Source organism: Streptomyces sp. NPDC002125 (assembly GCF_053593715.1).
Window position 1 is genome coordinate 39,934 of record NZ_JBSFDD010000039.1, and the last position, 18,828, is coordinate 58,761.

Annotated in this window: 13 protein-coding genes and 1 tRNA gene; 9 read left to right on the forward strand and 5 right to left on the reverse strand. The window is 71.2% G+C overall.

Translation table 11 applies throughout. From position 1 onward, the window contains the following. Positions 1–46 precede the first annotated feature (46 nt). Positions 47–1,900, reverse strand: a complete 1,854-nt coding sequence (locus tag ACWCQM_RS38180) for an ATP-binding cassette domain-containing protein (RefSeq protein WP_450919685.1) — start codon at positions 1,898–1,900, stop codon at positions 47–49. A 340-nt stretch (positions 1,901–2,240) separates the two neighbouring features. Further along, on the reverse strand, positions 2,241–3,926 hold the full coding sequence (locus tag ACWCQM_RS38185; RefSeq protein WP_450919675.1) for a substrate-binding domain-containing protein: 1,686 nt from the start codon (positions 3,924–3,926) through the stop codon (positions 2,241–2,243). A gap of 221 nt (positions 3,927–4,147) precedes the next feature. On the opposite strand from ACWCQM_RS38185, the gene ACWCQM_RS38190 reads away from it, so the two are divergent. The 7 genes from ACWCQM_RS38190 to ACWCQM_RS38220 all read left to right on the forward strand — a co-directional run bounded on the left by ACWCQM_RS38190 (position 4,148) and on the right by ACWCQM_RS38220 (position 13,059). Further along, on the forward strand, positions 4,148–6,157 hold the full coding sequence (locus ACWCQM_RS38190; RefSeq protein WP_450919676.1) for a beta-galactosidase: 2,010 nt from the start codon (positions 4,148–4,150) through the stop codon (positions 6,155–6,157). Positions 6,158–6,338: 181 nt separating this feature from the next. Next, positions 6,339–8,681: a rhamnogalacturonan lyase gene (locus tag ACWCQM_RS38195; RefSeq protein ID WP_450919677.1), complete on the forward strand. Its 2,343-nt coding sequence runs from the start codon at positions 6,339–6,341 to the stop codon at positions 8,679–8,681. Between the two features lie 379 nt (positions 8,682–9,060). Beyond that, on the forward strand, positions 9,061–11,049 hold the full coding sequence (locus ACWCQM_RS38200) for a sensor histidine kinase (protein ID WP_450919678.1): 1,989 nt from the start codon (positions 9,061–9,063) through the stop codon (positions 11,047–11,049). A gap of 7 nt (positions 11,050–11,056) precedes the next feature. After that, on the forward strand, positions 11,057–11,491 hold the full coding sequence (locus ACWCQM_RS38205; RefSeq protein WP_073749086.1) for a roadblock/LC7 domain-containing protein: 435 nt from the start codon (positions 11,057–11,059) through the stop codon (positions 11,489–11,491). Positions 11,492–11,493: 2 nt separating this feature from the next. Further along, the gene (locus tag ACWCQM_RS38210) at positions 11,494–11,865 is read left to right on the forward strand and encodes a DUF742 domain-containing protein (RefSeq protein ID WP_267078564.1); all 372 of its coding nucleotides are present in this window, start codon (positions 11,494–11,496) and stop codon (positions 11,863–11,865) included. After that, the gene (locus ACWCQM_RS38215; protein ID WP_450919679.1) at positions 11,843–12,481 is read left to right on the forward strand and encodes a GTP-binding protein; all 639 of its coding nucleotides are present in this window, start codon (positions 11,843–11,845) and stop codon (positions 12,479–12,481) included. Before ACWCQM_RS38210 ends, ACWCQM_RS38215 begins: the two co-directional genes overlap by 23 nt. Continuing rightward, positions 12,478–13,059 (forward strand): GAF domain-containing protein, encoded by a 582-nt coding sequence (locus ACWCQM_RS38220; protein ID WP_450919680.1) that lies wholly within the window; start codon positions 12,478–12,480, stop codon positions 13,057–13,059. The genes ACWCQM_RS38215 and ACWCQM_RS38220 overlap by 4 nt, the downstream gene beginning before the upstream one ends. A 22-nt stretch (positions 13,060–13,081) precedes the next feature. Here the strand turns inward: ACWCQM_RS38220 and ACWCQM_RS38225 are convergent, their stop codons facing one another. Continuing rightward, the gene (locus ACWCQM_RS38225; protein WP_450919681.1) at positions 13,082–16,120 is read right to left on the reverse strand and encodes a ThuA domain-containing protein; all 3,039 of its coding nucleotides are present in this window, start codon (positions 16,118–16,120) and stop codon (positions 13,082–13,084) included. Positions 16,121–16,275: 155 nt separating this feature from the next. Here ACWCQM_RS38225 and ACWCQM_RS38230 point away from each other — a divergent pair, with 155 nt between their 5' ends. Then, a complete protein-coding gene (locus ACWCQM_RS38230; RefSeq protein WP_450919682.1) occupies positions 16,276–16,647 on the forward strand; it encodes an MmcQ/YjbR family DNA-binding protein in 372 nt (123 codons plus the stop codon). Between the two features lie 120 nt (positions 16,648–16,767). Beyond that, positions 16,768–16,841: transfer RNA gene (locus tag ACWCQM_RS38235), tRNA-Pro, on the forward strand. Between the two features lie 98 nt (positions 16,842–16,939). On the opposite strand, the gene ACWCQM_RS38240 is transcribed toward ACWCQM_RS38235, so the two are convergent. Both ACWCQM_RS38240 and ACWCQM_RS38245 read right to left on the reverse strand, forming a co-directional pair. Next, positions 16,940–18,157 (reverse strand): tyrosine-type recombinase/integrase, encoded by a 1,218-nt coding sequence (locus tag ACWCQM_RS38240; protein WP_450919686.1) that lies wholly within the window; start codon positions 18,155–18,157, stop codon positions 16,940–16,942. After that, positions 18,157–18,486 carry a helix-turn-helix transcriptional regulator gene (locus tag ACWCQM_RS38245; RefSeq protein ID WP_450919687.1) on the reverse strand — a complete coding sequence of 110 codons (330 nt, stop codon included), beginning with the start codon at positions 18,484–18,486 and terminating at the stop codon, positions 18,157–18,159. Before ACWCQM_RS38245 ends, ACWCQM_RS38240 begins: the two co-directional genes overlap by 1 nt. Between the last annotated feature and the right edge of the window lie 342 nt (positions 18,487–18,828).

The following is an 18,828-nucleotide window of genomic DNA, read 5'->3' on the forward strand; positions in this document are numbered from 1 at the left end:
TCGGCCCCGCCCTGCCCGGGTGGACCTCCCCCCGGCCCCTCCGGCCCTAGCGGTCCTTGGCCAGCGCGACGAGTTCGGCGAACAGGCCTCCACCGGAGGCCAGTTCCTCGTACCCACCCTGTTCGATCACGCGGCCCTCGCTCATGACGACGATGCGGTCGGCGAGGCGGGTGTTCTCCAGCTGGTGGGTGACGACGATGGTCATGCGCTCGGAGGCGATGCGCTTGATCTCCAGGAAGATCTGGTGCTCCCCGCGCGGGTCCATCTGCGACGTCGGCTCGTCCAGGATCAGCAGCGGTGTCCGCCGGTACAGAGCGCGTCCGCACACCAGCCGCTGCCACTGGCCCCCGGACAGCTCGGCCCCGCCCCAGAGTTCCTTGGCCAGGAGGGTGTCGAGCCGTGCGGGCAGCTTCTCGACCGCCTCGCGCATGCCCACGGCGTCGATCGCGTCCCACACCGGTCCGTCGTCATGCGTCCTGGGCTGCCCGAGGGTGATGTTCTCTCGCGTACGCAGTGGCCAGCAGGCGAAGTTCTGCGGGACCAGTGCCGTCCGTTTCCACACCGAGTCCGGGTCGGCCTCGGCGAGGTCGGTGCCGTCCCACAGGACGCGGCCCTTGTCGGCGAGGAGGATGCCGGTGATGAGCTTGGCCAAGGTGGACTTGCCGGAGCCGTTCTCACCGACGATCGCCAGGATCTCGCCCCGCCGCAGGGTGAGCGAGACGCCGGCGACCGCCGGTTCGATCCTGCCCGGGTAGCGGTAGACGGCCTCGTCGAGCCGGATCTCGTCGACCCGGTCGGGGATGGTCAGCTCGCCGCGAGCGGGCGCCCGTTCGCCGGCCATGTCGAGAAAGGTCCGCATGTCCGCGAGGTAGAGCGAGGTGTGGAACATCGCCGCCCCGTGGATGACGAACTGCGACAGCGCCGCCAGCGTGGTCTGCACGGCGACCACCGCGGTCGCGGCCACCGGGAGTGCGACACGCCCGGTGGTGGCCAGCCAGGCGAGCGTGGCCCAGGTGGCCAGCAGGAACACGCCGCCCAGGGCGCTCGTGGTCAGGACGATACGCAGCATGCGGGGCGCCGCGGTGAGGGTGCGCCGGTCGATCCGGTCGGAGAGGGCGCGGTACCAGTGGACGAGGTAACCGGTCATGCCGTTCGCACGGACCTCGTCGCCGTACCGTGAGTAGGTGGCCCACCAACGCATCATGGAACGTACGTTGCGGTCACCGACGTTGAGGTAGTGCGTCTCGTAGTCCACCCTCGCCGAGAGCACGGCGCCGGCGCCGGCGGGGAGCACGGCCAGCAGGAGCAGCGGCAGCATCGTCCAGTGCAGGGCGGTGATGACACCGGTCGCCGCGATCATGCGGACCAGGGCGGCCAGGAAGCGCTGGGCGTCCTTGACCATCTCCCGGGTCCTGGTGACGCCGACCTCGGCGGCCTCCTGCCGGTCGGCGAATCCGTCCTCGCCGTACGCGGACGACTCGACGCGGCACACCGCGGAGACCAGCGCGATGTCCGCCTCCGTCGCCAGCAGCGGAGTGATCCGCCCGTCGGCGTACGAGGAGAGAGCGCTGCCGACGCGGCCCACGCCCGCGGCCGCGGTCACCGCGATCAGGGCGGGCAACGACTCATTCAGGCGTTCGGAAACAGGGCCGGAGCCCAGCAGGTGCGTCATGGCCCGCGCGGTGAACGCGAGGACCACCGCCGCTGCGGCGCCGGTGAGCAGCTGGCAGACCACCAGCAGCACGGCCCCGGCCCTGTCGACCTCCCAGGCCCTTCGGGCGGTGTGCCCGATGACGGCCGGCAGGCGCATGCACAGGACCCCGAAACTGGCCTCGGCCAGGGGGTTCTTGCCGTGCTTGCCCTCGAAGGTGATGTCGGCCGGTGGCGGAGGGGGAGGCATCTCCGCGCTTGCGGCCGAGGTGTCGGTCACAGTCACCCTGCGTCTCTCCTTGGGTCGGCGCCGCACCGGATCGGCTCGGCAGTGCTCGGCATAACGACGGCCCCGGGGAATCGAACGCGCTCGATTCCGGACGGGCTGGAGCCCTTGAGCGGCAAGGTGCCGAGTGGATGGCCACGGTGCTGAGGCCGCCGTCGGACCGCGAGGAATGGCCGAATCGCCGGTGTCCGAAACGCATGGGGCGAACGGGGTCGAAGGGGCGGCTGCGAGTGGTGTGGGCCGAGGTGTGCTGGTGCTGCTCCGCCGGCGCGGCGGCGAGGTTGACGGAGGCGCGCGGGCGCTGTCAGATTCCCAGCATCGCGACGATCTGCCGCACGAGTTCACCGCTCGGACGGGTGCCGTCCACGACCAGCCCGGCTGTGCTCCGCAGCGGTGCGACATGGCGGCCGTGGGCCTCGCGCCCGTGAGCGAGGTAGCCCCGGAGGCTGATCTCGAGGTCCACCCCTTCGCCGGCCTTGCGGAGCAGCTTGCGCGCGAGACGCAGGTCGGCCGGGGTGTCGACGTAGACACTCCAGCGCGCTACGGAGGCCAGGGCGGGCAGCAGAGCGAACGTGCCCTCGATCAGCAGCAGGCGGGTGTCCTCGCCGGTACCCGCGTCGAGTGCGTTCCGCACCTTGTCCCAGTCCAGGGAGAGCGGGTTGCTGAAGTCGATGACGTAGCCGTCGCCCTTGACCGCCGCAACGACCGGGGCAAGGTCGGGGCTGGTGTGGAAGCAGTGGTCCAGATGCACGACCCGGGTGCCGGGCAGGACACGGGCGATCCCGTTCGCCAGCGTGGTCTTTCCCGAACCGGCGCCTCCTGAGACGGCCAGGATCGGTACGGGCGGGGCGGACAGGAACACGTCTCCCGCCGGCCTGCCCGAGGCCGGCGACGCCGTGCTGACGTTCCCGGCCGAGGTGCTCGCCGACCGGGCGGCGTCCTTCGGCCGGCGCGTGGCCGGCGCGGCGGTGCTGCTCCGCACGGTCAGCCGAGGGGCGACGCCCGTGTACGCGGCGGGCGGCCCGCCCTCGATCTCCTGCACCAGTGCGTCCACGGCGGTCCGGCCGATGGCGGCGAAGTCCTGGTGGACGGTGGTCAGAGGCGGGATGAAGTTCCTGGACTCGGGCATGTCGTCGAACCCGGCGACGCTCACGTCCGCAGGGATGCGCAGGCCCGCCTCCGTGAGCGCGCGCAGCACCCCCAGCGCCATCTGGTCGTTGGCGGCGAAGACGGCTGTCACTCCCGGCTCGGCGGCGAGCCGCTGTCCGGCGGTGTGGCCCGAGTCCGCGTACCAGTCGCCGTGCAGCACCTCCGGCACCCGCCGCCCATGGGCCCGCAAGGTCTCACGCCAGCCCCGAAGACGCAGACCGGCGGAGTCGGAGTCGCGCGGCCCGGCGACGTGCCAGACGGTTTCATGGCCGAGTCCGAGCAGATGCTCGGTCACCAGACGCGCGCCCGTCAGCTGGTCGGTGTCCACGACGGGGGAGTGGCCGGCCACCCGCGAGTCCACGGTCACCACCGGTACGCCCCGGCGGAGCTGGGCCTCGGCGCCGCCGTTCAGACGGGACTCGATCAGCACGATGACCCCGTCGACGGCCTGCTCACCCAGCCGGTCGAGGGCCACGCTCACATCCGCGTGGGTGGGGTGTCGCAGGGGCATCAGTGTGATCGCGTACCGCCGCTCGGTCGCCGCCGCGGCGACCGCCTCCAGGGTCCGCAGGTTCCCGTACGAGGTGAGGGTGAAGACGATGACCCCGATGCTGCGGAACTGCCCCGATCTCAGCGCCCTGGCCGCGCTGTTGGGGCGGTAGCCCAGTTCCCGCATGGCCTCCAGCACGCGTTCCCGGGTGGCGGCACCCACATTGCTGCGGCCGTTGGCGACGCGGGACACGGTCTGGCCGGAGACCCCGGCGCGCCGTGCCACGTCGTCGATGGACGCCTCGCGTCTCCGCTGCCGCGCCTGCCCGGAATCCGCTCGCGTGCTGTCCATGGCCTCCTCCGGGCGTCCGGGCCGAGGGCTCGGCCGGTGGTCCCGACAGGGTATGCGAGCGGTCGCTCATGCCCGTACGGAGACCTTCGTGCACGGATGTTGACGTCAACATAGGGGCCTGCCTAGGCTCCTTCCCGACTCCTTGAAACGTTACAAGCCACCCCGTCGCACACCTCGTTCACCGGAAGGGCACCCAGGTGCCCGCAGAAGGACGGACCAGCATGCCCACCGAAAGCCTCTGGCCCCTGAACGTCCCCGGAATCGCGTACGGGGGCGACTACAACCCCGAGCAGTGGCCGCTGGACGTCCAACTGGAGGACGTGGAGTTGATGCGGGAGGCCGGTGTCGGCCTCCTCAGTGTCGCCATCTTCTCCTGGGCCCAACTAGAGCCTCGTGAAGGCGAGTTCGAATTCGAATGGCTCGACGCGGTGCTGGACAGGCTGCACGCGGCGGGCATCCGCGTCGCCCTGGCCACCGCCACCGCCTCACCGCCGCCGTGGCTGACACGCAAGCACCCCGAGATCCTGCCCGAACGCCCCGACGGCACCGTCCTGAACCAGGGTTCCAGGCAGTCGTACGCGGTCTCCTCGCCGCTGTTCCGCGACTACGCCCTGCGGATGACCCGCCGGATGGCCGAGCGTTACCGCGAGCACCCCGCACTGGCCCTGTGGCACGTCGACAACGAACTCGGCTGCCATGTGCCGCACGACTGCTCCGACGCCGCCGCCGTGGCGTTCCGCCGGTGGCTGGAGAGCCGTTACGGCACGATCGACGCGCTCAACACCGCCTGGGGCACGGCCTTCTGGTCCCAGCGCTACGACTCCTTCGAGGAGATCCTCCCGCCGAGGGCCGCCCCCACCTTCGTCAACCCGACCCAGCAGCTCGACTTCGCCCGGTATTCCTCCGACGAGCAGCTCGCGCACTACAGGGCCCTGCGCGACGTGCTGCGCGAGGTCACCCCGCATGTGCCGACGACGACGAACTTCATGATGACCACAGCGAACAAGTGGGTCGACTACTTCTCCTGGTCGTCCGACATGGACGTCGTGGCCAACGACCACTACCTGGTCTCCCGCGACCCCGAGGCCCACATCGGGCTCGCCTTCAGCGCCGACCTCAGCCGCGGAGTCGCGGGAGGCGCGCCGTGGATGCTGATGGAGCACTCGACCTCCGCCGTCAACTGGCAGCCCCGCAACGGCGCCAAGCGCGCCGGTGAGATGCTGCGCAACTCCCTCTCCCATGTGGCGCGCGGCGCCGACGCCGTGATGTTCTTCCAGTGGCGGCAGTCCGCAGCCGGGGCCGAGAAGTACCACTCCGCCATGGTTCCGCACGCGGGCCGGGACACCGACGTGTGGCGCAACACCGTGGAACTGGGCCGGATCCTCCGCGCCCTGGCACCGGTGAAGGGGAGCCGCGTCAGGGCGGAGGTCGCGCTCGTCGTCGACTACCCCTCCTGGTGGAGCGCCGAGGCGGAGGGCCGCCCCACGGACGCCCTGGACTACATGGCGGAGGCGACGCGCTGGTACCGCGCCCTGTGGCGGCGCGGCGTCGCCGTCGACATCGTCTCCGCGGGCACGGACACCGCCGGCTACCGCGCGGTGGTCGTCCCCACCCTCCACACCGTCACCGACCGGGACGCGGCACGCGTCGCCGAGGCCGCCCACGCGGGCGCGAGCGTGCTCATCACCTTCCTCAGCGGGATCGTGGACGAACACGACCACGTCAGGCTCGGCGGCTACCCGGGTGCGTTCCGTGACCTCCTCGGCGTACGCACCGAGGAGTTCTACCCGCTCCAGGAGGACGAGGTGCTCACTCTGGACGACGGCACCCGCGCCGACCTCTGGAGCGAGAAGACCCACCTCGAAGGGGCGAAGAGCGTGCGCACGTGGGCAGACGGCCCTCTCGCCGGACTGCCCGCCGTCACCCGCAACAGCGTCGGACGGGGCAGCGCCTGGTACGTCGCCACCCGTCCCGACGAGGAGGGAGTCGCGGGCATCGTCGACGCCCTCCTCGCCGAGGCCGGGGTGAGCCCGGCCGCCGCCGGTCTCCCCGAGGGCGCCGAGGCCGTGCGGCGGTACTCCGACGACGGCACCAGCTTCCTCTTCGTCATCAACCACACCGCCCACGACGTCGAGGTGTCCGCCGCAGGACACGAGCTCCTGCGCGGCGAGGACGTCGCGGGCCGCGTCACCGTGCCCGCACGGGAGTCCGTGGTCATCCACGAACGCTGACGCGCGCGTCCCGGCGGACTCCCGCCGAACCCGACGCGCGCGTCCCGGCGGACTCCCGCCGAACCCGACGCGCGTGCCGCCCGGGGACCTTCCGTGAGTCCGACGCGCGTACCCCTGACGGCACATCCCGAACCCCCGGCGGCTCCCGAGCCGTCCCACCGCACCGGAAGAGTGAGCCTCGATGAGAAGATTCCGCTCCACCCGCCGGAGAACCGGAGCACTCCTCGCCTCCCTGCTGGCGGGGTCGCTCCTGCTCGGCACCGGCAGTGCGACGGCCGGGGCCGCGCCGTCCGGCCGCGACAAGGGCACCACGCGGGCCGTGCAGCTGGAGGACCTCGACCGCGGGCTGGTCGCCGTGCGGAGCGACGAGGGTGTCTTCCTCAGCTGGCGGCTCCTCGGCTCGGAGGTCACCGGCGCCACGCGCACCGGGATGCGCGGCACCGACTTCCGCGTCTACCGCGACGGACGGCTGCTGGCCACCGTCAAGGACAGCACCAACTACGTGGACAGGAGCCCGTCGGCGAACTCGGCGTACCGTGTCGCCGCCGTGGCCCACGGGCGCGAGAGCCGCCCGAGCGCACCCGTCACCCCGAGGTCCGGGAACTACTACGAGATCCCGCTGCGCAAGCCCGCCGACGGGGTCACCCCCGCCGGGGAGGCCTACACCTACGGCGCCAACGACATGAGCGTCGGGGACGTCGACGGCGACGGCGCCTACGAGTACGTCGTCAAGTGGTACCCCTCCAACGCCAAGGACGTCTCGCAGGTCGGCTACACCGGCAACACCTACATCGACACCTACGAGCTCGACGGCACCCTGCTCAACCGCATCGACCTGGGCCCCAACATCCGCGCGGGCGCCCACTACACGCAGTTCCTCGTGTACGACTTCGACGGCGACGGCCGCTCCGAGATGATGTTCAAGACGGCTCCCGGCACCCGGATCATCCGCTACGGAGCCGACGGCGAGCCGGTCTCCGAGCGCTACATCACCATGCCCGCCGCCGACCGCGCGGCCGGCTACACCCACCAGGACGACTACCGGCTCAGCGCGCCCGCCTACCGCGACCACCTGGTCGACGTGTTCATGGGCTGGAGCGACCACGCCGAGGTCGAGGCCGGCAACTGGCCCGCCACCATCGAGGAGGCCCTCGGCATCACCGACCGTGAGCCCTATGCCTATCCGCTCAGCCGTGGGCACGCCGAAGAGCTGGTCGACCACTTCATCGACGTGTACGCCCCCTCCCGCTCGGCCAACAACAAACTGCGCGCCTTCGAGGGATTCATCCTCGGCGGCCCCGAGTACCTGACCGTCTTCGACGGTGCGAGCGGCAGGGAGCTGGAGACCGTCCCCTACCCCTTCGACCGGGTCGACGACGGCCTGATGTGGGGTGACTACGCGGGCAAGCGCATCGAGCCCGGCAACCGTGTGGACCGCTTCCTCGCCGGAGTGGCCTACCTCGACGGCAGCCACCCCTCGGCCGTCTTCGCCCGCGGCTACTACACACGCGCCACACTGGCCGCCTACCGCTGGGACGGCAGGCACCTGCGAGTGGAGTGGAAGGCGGACAGCGGCTTCACCAGCATGGACAACCCCTTCGGCGACACCGCGGGGAGCGAGAGCGGACGCGATCCCGAGTACGCCTCGCTCGCCGGCCAGGGCTTCCACTCCCTGAGCGCCGCGGACGTGGACGGCGACGGCCGGCAGGAGATCGTCTACGGCTCGGCCACGCTCGACGACGACGGCAGCATCCTCTACAGCTCCACCGGAACCCTGCCGGAAGGAAGTTCGGCTCCGGGAAGGACCACACGGCTGGGTCACGGCGACGCCATGCACGTCGCCGACATCGACCCCGCCCGCCCGGGCAAGGAGATCTTCACCGTCCACGAGGGCGGCCCCTTCGCACCGTACGGCTACACCATGCGCGACGCCGCGACGGGCGAGGTGCTCTTCGGCGGTTACACCGGCGTCGACACCGGACGCGGCATGATCGGTGACATCGACCCCGCCCGTCCCGGACTCGAGGTCTGGTCCAACGCCGTGGAAGGCACCGGCGGCGACCCCGTCGGGCTCTTCACCGCGCAGGGCGACTCCCTGGGCAGGGAGACCCCCGGCACCAACCAGAGCATCCGCTGGGCCGGCGACCTGACCACGCAAATCGTGCACGGGGCCACGACCACGACGTACCAGACACCCGAAGTGCGGGACTGGCGGCGCGGGACACTGCTCACCGCCGAGGGCACGACGACGAACAACTACACCAAGGGGAACCCGTCCCTGGTCGCCGACGTCTTCGGGGACTGGCGCGAAGAGCTCCTGCTGCCGGCCACCGACAGCTCCTCGATGCGGATCTACACCAGCACCGAGCTCACCCACCACAAGCTGTACACGCTGATGCACGACCCGCAGTACCGGGCGGAGGTGGCCAGGCAGCAGACCGTGTACAACCAGCCCAGCTATCCGAGCTTCTACCTGGCGTCGGACACCGACTTCTCCCAGGTGCCCCTCCCGCGCCTCGACTGAGCGCCCGCAGGCTGCACGAAGGAGCGGGGAGCCCCGGACAGTCCGGCGCTCCCCGCTCCTTCGTGCGCCCGGTGCGTCCGTCCGCCCGGAGCTCCCCGGATTCGTCCGGGAGAGCGATTTCCGGGCGTCCGTGCGGAGTTGGGTGCGGAGGTATTCGGCTGCCCGTGCGAGGTGTCATACCAGAGCGGGACGCCGGGCGGGCAACTTCGACAACTGCACGCCGAGCGTGGACGATTGACGACTACCGTGTGTGGCCGGTGATCAACGGTGGGCTCATATCGGTCGAGCCTGCCCCAGCCGTTGACCCGGGCCTGACCGACCACCGTAGGTGTCACCACACGAATGCCGATTCCTGGTGCCCCACGTACCGAGGACGATGATGTCTCAACTTCGCGCACCCACCGCGCGACCCGAACGCCGCGAAGGCGGACGGCACGGCCGTCCGGGTGGCCGTTCACACTCGGCCCCGAGCCGGCCGCGCGCGGCGCAGCCCGCTCCCGACCCCCGCCTGCGGCCCCAGCTGCTGCGCGCCGCCCTCCTGCCGACCGTGGCCGCCGTGCTCAGCGGGGCAGCCGCCGTCATCTTCACCATCCGCTCCTCCGGCGTACGCCCCTCCGGCAGCCTCCTGGCGGCGCTGGGCGGATCCGGGGCGCTCGCCGTGGCGGCGGTGGCGGCGGCCCTCCTCGGTGCGAGCCGGGTGGCGGGCGGTGTGCAGGACCGCTGCCTCGCGCTCCGGCGCACCTGCGCCCAGTACCACGCCGAGCTGCAGCGCGTCGTTGAGCAGCTCCGCGACGGCGAACCGGTGCCGGACCGCAGCCCCGCACGCGGCGCCGCACCCGGCGCCGACGCCTTCGACCTGCTGGCCCACGAGATGGGCCGCGCACAGGACGACGCGGTGGCGGCTGTCGTCCAGGCGTCCCAGCTGTTCCGAGGCAACGGGAACGAACAGAAGGTCGAGGTGTTCGTCAACCTCGCCCGGCGGCTCCAGTCCCTCGTGCACCGCGAGATCCAGATCCTCGACGAGCTGGAGCACGAGGTCGAGGACCCCGACCTGCTCAAGGGCCTCTTCCACGTCGACCATCTCGCCACCCGCATCCGCAGGCACGCCGAGAACCTCGCCGTCCTCGGCGGCGCCGTCTCCCGCAGGCAGTGGAGCAACCCCGTCACCATGACGGAGGTGCTGCGCTCCGCGATCGCGGAGGTCGAACAGTACCCGCGGGTCAAGCTCGTGCCGCCCATCGACGGCACCCTGCGCGGACACGCCGTCGCCGACGTGATCCACCTCCTCGCCGAACTCGTCGAGAACGCGACGGTGTTCTCCGCGCCGCACACCCAGGTCCTGCTGCGCGCCCAGCGCGTGACCGCAGGGCTCGCCCTGGAGGTCGAGGACCGTGGGCTCGGCATGCCCGGACCCGAGCAGAAGCGGATGAACACGCTGCTCGCCGACCCCGACCAGGTCAACGTCGCCCATCTGCTCCAGGACGGCCGGATCGGTCTGTTCGTCGTCGCCTCACTGGCCCGGCGGCACGGCATCGCCGTACGGCTCCAGAGCAACATCTACGGCGGCACGCAGGCGGTCCTCGTCCTGCCCGAGGTCCTCCTCGGCATCGACATCGACGCCACGGCGGAGCCCGGTGCGGCACCGGTGCCTCCCCCCGGAGCCGTGCACCGCCCGCCCGCGCAGGAGGAGCCCCAGGCCTCCTCGGCGCAGGCCCCGCCCCAGCTGGACCAGCCGCCCCGGCAGAGCCGGCGCGCGCAGGAGGGGCCGCCGCTGCCGCTGCGCGCGGAGCGGGTGGACCGCCCCAACCTCGCCGCGTCCCCGCCGGTCGCCCGGACGGCCGCTCCTGCCCCCTCGGCCGCTCCTGTCCCGTCGGCCGCTCCTGTCCCGTCGGCTGCTTCTGCCCCCTCGGCCGCGCCGGTCCCCCCGGCGCCGGACCCCGGACGTCCCGCTGAGACGTCCTCCACCGCCGTGGACGGTGGCGCGGGGCGGCCGCAACTCCCCAGGCGCAGCAACCAGGAACATCTGGTCCCGCAGCTCAGGGAGGCCCCCGTCCCGCGCGCCGAGGACGAGAACGCCCTGCACGACCCGGGGCTGATGGCGGCCTTCCGGCGCGGTGTCGACCTCGCCGAGGCGCAGACGGCCGAGGAGTCCGGACCGGCCGCCGCCCACGGAGCACCGGCCGCCGTGACCGCCGAAGGGCCGGGCCTGGCCGCGGCCGTCGGGGCGCAGCGGTCACACGGCCTCGCCCCCCTGCCGTTCCGCAGCGCCACCACCGCGACTCCCGGCGCGGAGCGACCGGACCCGGGCCACCCGGGACCGCAGCACTCCGCACCGGATCCACGTACCGAGAACATGTTCAAGGAGTAGATGAACCATGACGAGCGAAATGCCGTCCGGCCAGGTCTCGGATCTCGACTGGCTGCTGAGCGGACTGGTCCAACGCGTTCCCTACACCCGTAGCGCGGTACTCCTCTCGGCGGACGGCCTGGTGAAGTCCGTCCACGGCATGGACGCCGACAGCGCCGACCACATGGCCGCCCTGGCCGCAGGTCTCTACTCGCTCGGCCGCAGCGCGGGTGCCCGTTTCGGCGACAACGGCGATGTGCGGCAGGTCGTGGTGGAGCTCGACTCCACGCTCCTGTTCGTCTCTACCGCCGGAGCCGGCACCTGTCTCGCCGTCCTCGCGGGCCGCGAGGCGGACGCCGCCGTCCTGGGGTACGAGATGGCCATGCTGGTCAAGAGCGTGCGCCCCTATCTGATGACGCCGCTCCGGCAGCCGGCCGGAGCACCGTTCACCCCGGGGCTGTGAGGATGCCGGCCCCGCAGGACGGGCCGTTGCTCGACGACGCGGCCGGCCGGCTCATCCGCCCGTACACCGTGAGCAACGGCCGCACGAGGCCGACCACCGTGCTCGATCTGCTCTCCCTGGTCATGGCCACGGGCCGGGGCCTCCAGGCCCATCTGGGGCCCGAGCACACCGTGGCTCTCGAACTCTGCGACGGCCCCACGTCCGTCGCGGAGATCGCCGCCCATCTCCGGCTCCCCGCGGTCATCACCAAGGTCCTCCTGTCGGACCTGGTCGACTGCGGGGCAGTCACCGCGCACGCCCCCGCATTCCATGACATGCCCACCGACCGATCCCTGCTGGAGGCAGTGCTCGATGGTCTACGACGACAGCTCTGACAGCTCGCCCGGCTCTCACGGCTCCGGAAGCTCCGAGTACTTTCCCGTCGCGCTCAAAGTGCTGGTCGCAGGCGGGTTCGGCGTCGGCAAGACCACCTTCGTGGGGGCCGTCAGCGAGATCGCGCCGCTCAGCACCGAGGAGCTCCTGACACAGGTCAGCGCGGCGACCGACAGCCTCGAAGGCATCGAGTCCAAGACGGCGACCACCGTGGCCATGGACTTCGGCCGGATCACCCTCTCCGAGCAGCATGTGCTCTACCTCTTCGGCACACCGGGGCAGGAGAGGTTCTGGTTCATGTGGGACGAGCTGTCCAAGGGCGCCCTCGGAGCGGTGGTACTGGCCGACACGCGGCGGCTGGCCGAATGCTTCGCGGCCGTCGACTTCTTCGAACGGCGCGGCATCGGATTCATCGTCGCCGTCAACGAGTTCGACGGTGCCTACCGCTACGAACCGGAGGAGGTGAGGGCGGCGCTCGACCTCGGGCCCGAAGTGCCGGTCGTGCTCTGCGACGCCCGGATCGCCAGCTCGGGCACCGGCGCGCTGGTCACGTTGGTCCAGCACCTCATCAACGCCACGACGCCCGCACCGCTTTCGGGCTTCGGGGCCCATTCGTGACTCCGTACGGGAGCCTCCGGCCGCTGCTCACGCCCGCCGACCAGGACGGTTCCCGCCGGAGCGCGCGGCTGCGCAGGCTCGGTCTCGGGGAGCGCGCGGACGCCTCGTTCGACAGCTTCGACGCCTTCGCCGACAGGGTGGCCGAAGTGACCGCGACACCGTTCTCGATGGTCAACTTCATCGACGAGAACCGGCAGTTCTTCGCCGGGCTGCACACCCCGGCCGGCACCGCGAAGGGGGCCGACCTGTGCGCCGCCGCCGCGGGCAGCGGCGGCCGCAGACGCCATATGGCCCGGGACCACGGCTACTGCCCGCACGTCCTGGAGAGGCGCAAGGCCCTCGTGCTGGAGGACGTCTGCGACTACCCGAGGTTCGCGGGCAACCCCGTGGTCGACGACATAGGCATCCGCTCCTACCTCGGGGCTCCGCTCATCGACCGTACGGGTCTGGCGCTCGGCACGGTCTGTGCGGTGGACACCGTGCCACGGCCCTGGGGCAGGCCGGGGCTCGACGTCATCAAGCTGCTGGCCAGGGAGATCGTGGCGCAGATCGAGCACAGGGAACGGTTCCGGCCCTGACCGGCCGCTGCCCGGGGAGCCCTCAGCCCGTACGCCGTCCCTCGAAGCGCAGCCAGTCCACCGCGAACAGATCCGGAGTCTCGCTGCTCCAACGGGGGTTGGTGAACACCATGTAGAGCTGGGTCCCGCCCCCACGGCCCTTGAGGGAGGCCGCCCGTGTGACGGTCTCGCCCGCCTCCCGTGTCCCCGCGCCGGGGAGTGACAGCGAACCGAGCAGCGGGCCCGTCGGGGACCCCGACCTGAACTCCACGGTGCCGCCGAGCCCGCACGGCGTCGCGCCGACCGTCACCGACCGGACTCCCCGCAGATCGACGGGGTCCAAGGCGATCCAGTCACCGTCCTCGATCTCCGTCAGCGATCTGCCGCCCGAAGCGCCCGAACGGTTCCCGGCCACGGCTCCGCCGTGCACGCCCCCGGTCGAGGTGAACCGCTCGGCCTCCTGGAACGCCGTGCGCAGGGTGAGCGAGGCCGATCCGGTGAGTTCGGGGGCGCCGGGCGCTCCCTCGTCCGTGTACCGCACCGTGATCCGATGGGTGCCGGACCTGGAGGCCGTACCCGCATCCGGCCCGGAGCCCGTACCGGCCTCCGTGACGATCGAGCCCCGGCAGCCGGACGACCCCTCCAGGGGGGACAGGCGGGTGGGAGTCCCGAGCGGGGAGCGTACGAGCACCCGTGAGCAGTCGATACGCGTGTTCCCTCCGGCCCCGTCCTCCCGGTCCCGCACCTCCACCGTGAAGCCCACGCGGTCGCCGAAGCGGAACAGCCCCCCGTCCGGAGGCCGGTGGACGGAGACCCGGGGCCGGGTGTTGCCGACGGCGATCTCCCGTCCGGCCGTCGCGGTCGTGCCCCCGGGCTCGGTCACCGTGAGGCGCGCCGTGAACAGTCCCGGGGTGCGGTAGGTGTACGAGGGGCTCGCCTCCGTCGAGTCGGTGTCGCCGTCGCCGTCGAAGTCCCAGGCGTACGTCACCGGTACGTCGGCGGGGACGCCGGAGACCCTGCCCCTGAGAGCCACGGTGAGAGGGGCGGGGCCGTTGTCCCGGTCGGCGGTGATGTCCGCTCCCGGCAGCCGGCCGTCACCGACGTGGTCGACCCGGAAGACCCCCGCGCCCTCGCTGCCGCCGTCGCTGCCCGTGCCGCCGCCGAGCCCCGAGTCGATGACGTACAGGGCGCCGTCGGGGCCGAAGACGGCGGCGGTCGGACGAACCCACTCCATGTCCTCGAACACGCCGTTCACCGACTGGAGTTCACCCGATGCGACCGGCGCGAGCTCCGGGGCGGAGAACGTCTGGTCCGACCGCTGGAAGGAGAGCGTCTGGAAGCGGCGTGCGCTCCTGTCGTAGGTCAGCCACTTCCCGGCGAAGTACTCGGGAAACTTGGTGCGGTAGAGGTTGCTCCCGTCGTAGGTGTAGACGGGCCCGGCCATAGCCCCGCCGACGGCATCCGGGTCCGTGGTGCCCGGCACGCCGCCCGCCCGTGGTGCGCACGCCGGCTCCCCGGTGACGCCGCCCGTGCAGTACGGCCTGCCGGCCCGCCCCGCCTCGGTGATCCGGGAGTACCCCACCGCGCCGCCCACCCCGTCGTCGGCGATCAGCAGCGCGCCGGTCTGCGGGTCGACGGTGGCGCGGTACGGGTTCCGCATGCCCATGACGTAGATCTCCGGTGCGGTCCCCTCGGTGCCCGGGGCGAAGAGATTGCCCTCCGGCACGGTGTAGGTGCCGTCGTCCTGCGGGGTGATCCGCAGGACTGCCCCGCGCAGGTCGTTCGCGGCGGCCGAGTCCGGGGAGAGCGTGGTGTCGCCCGTGGCGGCGTACAGATGACCCGCCGCGTCGAAGGCGAGCGAGCCCGAGGACGAGGAGTCGCCGCTCGTCACGGACCTGCGGCCCGGGAGGGTGAGCAGGCGTTTCTCCGACGCCGGATCGACCGTGCTGCCGTGGACGGTGAAGCGGGAGAGGAGCAGCCGCTCGCCCGTCGCGTCGGAGCGCAGCAGATAGAGCCTGCCGTTCTCCTCGAAACCGGGATCGAGGGCAAGGGCGGTCAGCCCGTCCGACCGGGCGGCCGTCTCGGGCGTGTAGGCCAGGTCGAGCGCGGTGGAGACCCGCATCGTCCGCTGGTCGACGACCTTCAGTTCGCCGGTGCGCTGGGCGACGAACACCCGGCGGTCGGGGGCAACGGCGGCGTCGACCGGTTCGGTCAGCCCTCCGGTCACCAGTGGCGTCCGCTGGAAGGAGCCGGCCCGCGTCGCGGTGCAGTCGCCCTCCTTCGCGCCCGCCGCCCACGCGATTCCGCCCAGCAGGTGGGCGAGGAAGGCCTCCTCCCCGAAGTCCGACGGGTTGGAGCCGCCCGCGGTGGACCAGGAGCGCCCGCCGTCGTAGTTCTGGCACCAGGACCAGGGGTGGTCGACGCCTTCGTCGAGCCCGGTGATGCCGTCGCGCACCCTGACCTGGGCGAGGGTGTGCACCGCGGCGGTCGGATTGGTGCGCCAGTTGGGCCACCGCTCCGTGCGCTCCCAGAGATCGGGAAGGGCGACGGTGGAGGGATGCGCGTGGTCCAGGACCTTGACCCTGCCCGGCTGCACCGGCGTGCTCCGGTCGAGCACGGCGCCGACCAGCCCCTCGTACCAGTCCCAGTCACCCATGCCCGCGGAGGTGTCGTGCAGCCCGACCCAGCCGCCGCCCGCCCGGACGTACCGCCGCAGCGCGGCGCGCTCGCTCCCGTCGAGCATGCCGTCCCGCGCGGACGCGGTGTTGTTGAAGACGACCGCGCCGAATCCCGCCAGGTCGATGTCGTTGAAGACACCCGGATCGGCTGTCGCCTCGACCTCGAATCCGTTCTCGGCACCGAGGGCCCTGACCGCCGCGATTCCGGCAGGGACCGGGTCCGGCGACGCGTGCGCGGCCCCGGAGAACACCAGGACGCGGTAATCCGCCTCCGGCTCCCTCGGAAGCGCGGCGCCGGCCACGGAGCCGACGATCAGCGACAGGAGCGCGACGAGGGTGATGAGGGCGATCGACGCCGGGGAGACGGCATGGGGCGTGGAGCCGCGTAACGGACTGCTGCTCATGGGGGCGCTCCCGGTGCGGGGTGGGGGCCGTGCATGGGGGCAGAAAGCGCTTTCTGATATGCGTGGTTCAGAGTAGGTTCACGACATGTCCGGGTCAATGGTGTGTGGGGGCCGGGCGTCGGTACCCGAGGGCCGGGGCGTACGGGAGACCGTGCATGGCCACCACCGCCGACGACGTCCGTACGGTCGCACTCTCCCTGCCCGACACGTCCGAGAAGCTCGCCTGGGGCAGTCCCGCCTTCCGGGTGGCAGGAAAGATCTTCGCCGCGCTGGGGGACGACGACTCGACGATGGGCGTGAAGTGCCCCGTCGAGGACCGCGCCGAGCTGATCGCAGCCGAGCCGGAGAAGTTCTTCCTGCGCGCGGGGCACGACGACGGCTACGCCTGGCTGCGGGTGCGGCTGGCCGCCCTCGGCGACACGGCGGAGCTGGCCGCGGTGCTCACCGGCTCATGGCGTCAGGCGGCGCCGCGCAGGCTCCTCGCGGCCCACCCCGAGCTGGCTGCACCGCCCGCCGCGGACGGCTGAGAGGCCCGTACCCGGCGGCCGGGCCTGGGCTCCCGGCAATGGGTTCGTGAGCACCCGTTCAAGTGCGGTATTGTTCTCATGCGCGTTCGGCCAGGGCGAAAGCCCAGGTCAGACGGACAGCGGGACGTGGCGCAGCTTGGTAGCGCACTTGACTGGGGGTCAAGGGGTCGCAGGTTCAAATCCTGTCGTCCCGACTCGAAAGAGTCGCAGATCAGGGCCGGTTTCGGAGAAATCCGAAACCGGCCCTTGATCATTTTTGGGGACCAGTTGGGGACCAGCGTCCTTGACCGGGTCAGCGGGTCCTGGCGAGGGGGCTCGGTAGCGAGCGCGGTGCGCGCAGCGCGCTGAAGTGGGCCGAGAGCGCCGCCCCGGCTGCGGTGATCTTGTGGACATCCGGATGCAGGTAGCGCTGGGTGGTGGTCAGTGAACCGTGGCCGGCGATCCTACGAAGGACGTGTACCTGGACTCCGGCGTCGGCGAACCAGGTCAGTCCGGTGTGCCGGAGGTCGTGGCGGCGCAGATGCTCGTACCCGAGCTTGGTGACCACGTTGTCCCAGTGGGTCGCGTCGCGCAGGACGGCGGTGGAGATACGCCCCCCTCGCGGGCCCGTGAAGAGGCGGGCGTCGGGATTAGGGCCTGCGGACAGGATGCGCTGGGCGACGAGGGGCCGGATCTCCTCGACGATAGGAACCTTGCGGGCCCGCTTGCCCTTGGTGCCCTTGTCAGTCAGCCCGCCGGGCGCGGGTGTGGTCTGACGCCGCACGGTCCAGATCCACTGGGTGGTGTCGATGTCTCCGACGCGGCAGCCTGAGATCTCTCCGATCCGTGCGGCGGTGCACGCGGCGAAGATGACCATGTCTCCCCAGCCGCGGTACTCGTCGTGGGAGGCGGCCACGAGCGCGTCGGCCAGTGCGAGGAGAGTTTCCCAGTCAGGCAGGGCCAGCGCGCGCGGGTCGAGGAGCTCGTCCTCGGCCTGCTTGTAGAGCTTCTGCCAGCCGGTCACCCGGGCGGGGTGCACCTTGATGATGCCGTCGCGGACTGCCTGCTCCATGACACGGACCAGGACGGCGATGGTGTTCTTCACCGTTGAGCGGCTGAGCTCGTCGGCGATCCAGTTCTGCACGGTGCGGTCGACAGCACCGTTGGTGACCATGCGGACCGGGAGGTGGCCCAGGGCGGGCACGACACGCATCCGCCAGCCTGAAAGGTAGGGGTCGAGTGTTTTCAACTCCAAGCCGCGCAGGGCGAGGTCCATGTTCGCGTTGCCGTATTCGGCGAGCTTGATGGTGGCGAGCGACGGGGACAGCCCTGCTTCAGCCGCTTCGATGATGGACTGAAGCCACTCCTGCGCTTCGTCCTCGTCAGCCTTTCCCTCCGACAGGGACAGGCGCCGCTTCGTAGCCGGGTCGAACCAGCGGACTCGCGCGCGGTACGGGTTGGGGCGATCAGGCCGGTACTCGATGTCGGTGGTGAGTCGGACGCCGACCGGCACGATGGCTTTCTCGGTCATCATGCGTCTCGGCGCGGGACGGTCCGGTGGCGGTGCAGCCATTCCTCAACGTCGACCGCGCTGTACATGATGACGCGTTCCGAAACGGAGACGAACGGCGGGCCTTGGGGTGGCCGAGCGGTGCGCCAACGGCGCAGAGTCGAGGTGTTTACACGCAGGCAGGCGGCGAGGTCGCGCGTCGAATACCAGGCATTCGCCAGGAGCGATGACTGGCTGTCATCTTGGACGAAAGGGGTACCGCCCTCATTCTTCGTGTGTATCTGGCGGTCTGTGTAGTCTGCGATCGGTTCGGTGGGCAAGGGCGGTGGATCTCCGGAGGTATGGAGCACCAAAGGGACACAGCAGGCGGTCGGCGACAAGCGACGCGGCCCGAGGGCGGAGAACCGTGGGGTTCTGCATGCACAGAAGTGGTGAGTCTCTTCTGTTGGACCTGATCCGCAGTGGTGCTCTGGGCAAACGGTGGACAACAATCGTCTGCAGAAGCGCCGGTTTGGCTAACCGGCGATGTGCGGCTATGTTGCCCTCATTTGCGACGCGGCGAGCACTACTGGGCTTGATCCGCTTTGACGGACATTCGAGATCAGGGGTTCAGCCCCGGGAGGATGTCCATCATGGAGAGCATGGGGAAGAAGAAGCCTCGCCGCCCTCGCCGTTCCTTCACGCCGGAGTAC